Source organism: Okeania sp. SIO2F4, assembly GCF_010672385.1.
Lineage (GTDB): Bacteria > Cyanobacteriota > Cyanobacteriia > Cyanobacteriales > Microcoleaceae > Trichodesmium.
Map to the genome: position 1 here is coordinate 1 of NZ_JAAHGT010000877.1, position 4,120 is coordinate 4,120.

Below are 4,120 nucleotides of genomic sequence, written 5' to 3' on the forward strand. Positions count from 1 at the left end.
AGAGACTATAGCAACTGCAAGTGGTGACTATACAGTGAAATTTTGGAACCCTCAAGGGAAATTATTGCAGACTCTCACCAGCGATAAAAGTTTCGTCAATGGTGTAGCATTTAGTCCGGATGGAGAGACTATAGCAACTGCAAGTAGTGACAAAACAGTGAAGTTGTCGAATAGTTGGAAGTTCGATCGCCTTCATGAGTGGGGTTGCAACTGGATGCGCGACTACCTAGAAAATAACCCTAATGTCAGTGAAAGCGATAGACATTTGTGTGATGGTGTTGGCGGTAGGAAGTCAGAAGTTAAGTAGGGACAGGTTTAAGCAAAATCCTTGATAAATTAGTCATCTATTCCTCAAAACCACCCCTACTAGCTTGTCTAGCTTGAAAATGTGGGTAAAGAGCGAGTCAATGAAGACCTCTCCCCCGACCCCTCTCCTGCAAGGAGAGGGGGGAATCTTCTCCCCCTTCCCTGGTAGGGAAGGGGGTTGGGGGGTTAGGTTTTTTATCCACAATTTTAACCTAGACACCCTACTACGAGCTTCTTTAATTCTGAGATTTACTTAACCAATTCATCACATCATCCACAGAAGTAAAATCCAATTGAGCGATGGCTAATTCATTCAATTGAGAAAGAGACAAACTCCGAATTTTAGCTTCTATTTCCTCAGAAATATTTCCAAATCTGTGAGTTATTAATATGATAATAACTGTAGCTTCTCCCTTTTGTTCACCTTCTTCTAAACCCCGTTCTAAACCTATTTGCAAACCACGTTGTTCGCCAATTTGTTCTCCTTTCTGGAGAATATCTTGATAAATCAGGACTTACGCAGAAGCACCATATCCAGTAGGGGCGATTCGCATAGATGCCCCTACAGATTGTGTATAATTTCATTTTTTGCGTAAGTCCTGATAAATTACAGACTCTTTCATTATTTCCTCCCTCAAAAGTTGACGAATTAAATTTTTATCGAACCTTAAACCCCCTAATATTTCCGCAGCAGCAGAAATATTTCTTTGTCGATCTGGCTCTTCTATTCTACCAATTCTTTCTGCTACTTGTGATAATAAAGCTGTCGGACTTTCACTACGAGTTAAAGTTGCTAATGGTAATAAAGCATTATCAGCAAGAAAAGGTGCCGACTCCTCCTCCCAAAGTCGAATTACTCGATAAGAATGCCGAGTATTTTGCCTTTCAAATTTATCTTGAGAAGCCAATTCTGAATCAGTCTCTTTTAACAAGATAACCACTTGCTCAATATCACACCAATATTTCCCATAAAGCAACATCCAATATTTGAGCATTCTATAGGGAATTGGTGGCTCAGAATAAGGGAAAGTTTGAAATTATAGATGCAAGATTTTATTGTCAATTTGTAGCAGAATCAAAGCATCAGACCGAATAGGTTCAGGAATAATTTCTGTTTTAATTACCTCTACATTAGTAGGGTTAATTCCCAATAACCAACGGACAAAATTCGGAGCATAAGTTTCTGCTAAATATTTACCGAAAAATTAAGGTATAAAGCCTCTCCATTCATGGAGAAAAAAGCGGTTGAGGGATGGCGAGGTCTCCTCGCTTGCCTCCAATCAACCAAGAGAAGAAAAAACAATCCTTTTAGTCAATCCTATCCGTTTCTAAGAAGAGGTAATTATTAATTATTAATTATTAATTATTAATTATTGAAAAGTATTATCGTAAGCCAAAACAATTATATTGAATTCGGATAACTTAGTTATTGTAAGTCCGCAGCGACTGGAACGGAGTGGAAGGAAGCAATCTCAGAGGTTTGACGAGATTGCTTCCTCTCGTCGCAATGACGAATTTTTAGCCGAACTATATATTAGTTAACTAAGTAAGTAAAGGGTTTCATAAAAACTTATCTACTATTCATAGATATCTCTATTCTATGCAATTTCAAAAACTAGAATAATTCCAAAATTTCAATCAATCAAAGTGGAAGGAAGCAATCTCAGAGGTTTGACGAGATTGCTTCCTCTCGTCGCAATGACGAATTTTTAGCCGAACTATATATTAGTTAACTAAGTAAGTAAAGGGTTTCATAAAAATTCATCTACTATTCATAGATATCTCTATTCTATGCAATTTCAAAAACTAGAATAATTCCAAAATTTCAATCAATCAAAGTCTCATTTTTACTCATAAAATCTAAGAGAATTTTTTGATGAAATTCCCCAAGCGATCGCTCCATTCCTGCATTGTCAGAATAAGCTTTACCTGCCTTAATTTCTGCGGTCGTTAATAACCCCATATCCCAACCTTCTCCCAAAACTAAATCTTTTAATTCCACAGTTAAAGGAGCAGAAAATACATGACGAACAACATTAGTGTCATAGTAAACACCAAACTCGAAAACTATATCAGGTGCATAACTTATTTCTTCAGCTAATTCTCGTTTTACAGCCTCCTCCGGTTTTTCTCCCGGTTCTATATGACCCCCAAAAAAAGCCCATTTCCCAGGGTGAGCAATACCGGGAATATCATCTCGTAATTGTAGGAGAAATTTCCCTTCTCGATAAAGAATAGCGATCGCCACATGAAGTAGATTATTGTTGTTCATCATTCTCTTCTTCTATTCTTTCTAGTTCCTCTATATAAAAATCTCCAACATCCTGATTATCTAATTCTGAAACAATAATACTTTGATAACGTATTTTTCCTTTAATTGTTATTTCTGTTCCTATCTCTGGTAATTCTGCCGTAGTAAATATCCAAATACTCCCCGTATTATCTGTTAGTTCATAAGCGCCTGTTTCTATAAATGGGGCACGGCTTTCTACAGTACCTTTTAAATATACTTGATTATCAACTTTACCTTTTGTTTGAATTTGATCGATTCGACTTACATTAAGATTTAATTTAATAGCCGTTTGTGTAATTTGATTACAACTAATTAGTCCTGTCACTAAAAACATAATTAGAAGAATTCTAAATCTCTCAAACAATGAATTTAATAAATAATAATTAAGCAGCCAAAAGCCAGACGTAAATCTCTGGAATATTTGTATGTAATTCATTCCCAAAGCTTTTTTTGTGGGCGTTCTAGTTATCATCAAAACTTTTTTCCCGATTTACATAATAATTTTCTGGTTATTACCATAGCAATTACAAATTGATTATTTTTATCAATTTATTAGTAAGCATTCAGGGGTCAGCTTCATTACCTTTAAAGGAGGAAAAAGCAATTGAGATATTTCCAATAATTAAAAGTTACTCTCAAAGCCCATCAGTTAACCTTAGCAGTCAGGGCGAGCCAAATCTACATTTCCTGCTACACAATTAATTGTATGGGTTGACAAGTCAAGCTCGTCGTTCTTGTGCTTCAAATTCCTGCAAATATTGCAGAAGGATGTGGCAGAAATAGAGATGTAAAGCTCTGTCGTTTGATTCCTTCATTTATTCAAAACCTGAGACCTGACCACTAATAGCTGTTTGGGCAGTATTCCGCAGGAAATGCTTACATTTATTAATATTTAAAATCCACAGAAAATCTTTTCAATTATAACTTCTGAAGTCTTTTTTTATAACTCCAGATACCATAAAAATATTACCACACAAATAAGATAATTTTGTTTATTTATAATACCAATAAAAGATTCAATTATATTTTAGTGCTAAAAATTAAACATTATTTTTATTTATTTAAAACATCACAAAATCTACCTTTATATACTGAGAACCATACTATTATTATGCTGTTAACAAGATAATTGATTAATTTAAAATCAAAAATTGAAATAAATAATTTGATCTAGAAGTCATTAGATACAGCTTTTAAAATCAAAAATCAAACAGGAAATAGCAATGACAAATAAATTAGACGGTAAAGCTCTGGCCAAAAAAATCAAAGCTGAACTCCAACAAAAAGTTCAATCTCTACAAAGTAAAATAGGACGTCCTCCTGGTTTAGCAGTATTAATGGTGGGAGATAACCCCGCTAGTGCAGTCTATGTCCGTAACAAAGAAAAAGCTTGTACCCAAGTAGGTATTGCCTCCTTCGGGAAACATTTTCCTGCCCAAACATCTCAAGCTGAACTAACCCAAGTAATTCAAAAATTAAACCAAGACCCACAAGTAGACGGTATCTTGGTGCAGTTACCCC

6 protein-coding genes are annotated in these 4,120 nt (G+C 35.2%); 2 read left to right on the forward strand and 4 right to left on the reverse strand.

Annotated elements, in window-relative coordinates:
• Positions 1 to 307: WD40 repeat domain-containing protein (locus F6K22_RS34280; RefSeq protein ID WP_363275049.1), on the forward strand; the 307-nt coding region annotated here is incomplete at its 5' end.
• A 235-nt stretch (positions 308 to 542) separates the two neighbouring features.
• Here F6K22_RS34280 and F6K22_RS34285 read toward each other — a convergent pair.
• The 4 genes from F6K22_RS34285 to F6K22_RS34300 all read right to left on the reverse strand — a co-directional run bounded on the left by F6K22_RS34285 (position 543) and on the right by F6K22_RS34300 (position 2,933).
• The gene (locus tag F6K22_RS34285; protein WP_293108708.1) at positions 543 to 764 is read right to left on the reverse strand and encodes a DUF4351 domain-containing protein; all 222 of its coding nucleotides are present in this window, start codon (positions 762 to 764) and stop codon (positions 543 to 545) included.
• A gap of 123 nt (positions 765 to 887) precedes the next feature.
• Entirely contained in the window at positions 888 to 1,301 is a 414-nt protein-coding gene (locus tag F6K22_RS34290; protein WP_293108711.1) for an RpnC/YadD family protein, read from the reverse strand.
• A gap of 830 nt (positions 1,302 to 2,131) precedes the next feature.
• The gene (locus tag F6K22_RS34295; protein WP_293108714.1) at positions 2,132 to 2,581 is read right to left on the reverse strand and encodes an NUDIX hydrolase; all 450 of its coding nucleotides are present in this window, start codon (positions 2,579 to 2,581) and stop codon (positions 2,132 to 2,134) included.
• Positions 2,565 to 2,933 carry a DNA-binding protein gene (locus F6K22_RS34300; RefSeq protein WP_293108717.1) on the reverse strand — a complete coding sequence of 123 codons (369 nt, stop codon included), beginning with the start codon at positions 2,931 to 2,933 and terminating at the stop codon, positions 2,565 to 2,567. Before F6K22_RS34300 ends, F6K22_RS34295 begins: the two co-directional genes overlap by 17 nt.
• 889 nt (positions 2,934 to 3,822) lie before the next feature.
• Between F6K22_RS34300 and F6K22_RS34305 the strand changes: the two genes are divergently transcribed.
• A partial coding sequence (locus tag F6K22_RS34305) for a tetrahydrofolate dehydrogenase/cyclohydrolase catalytic domain-containing protein (protein WP_293108720.1) occupies positions 3,823 to 4,120 on the forward strand: 298 nt, incomplete at its 3' end.

Excerpts from the sequence above, each read along its gene's own strand:
- F6K22_RS34290 (WP_293108711.1), bottom strand. The coding sequence starts at position 1,301 with ATGCTCAAATATTGGATGTTGCTTTATGGGAAATATTGGTGTGATATT.
- F6K22_RS34295 (WP_293108714.1), bottom strand. The coding sequence starts at position 2,581 with ATGATGAACAACAATAATCTACTTCATGTGGCGATCGCTATTCTTTAT.
- F6K22_RS34300 (WP_293108717.1), bottom strand. The coding sequence starts at position 2,933 with ATGTTTTTAGTGACAGGACTAATTAGTTGTAATCAAATTACACAAACG.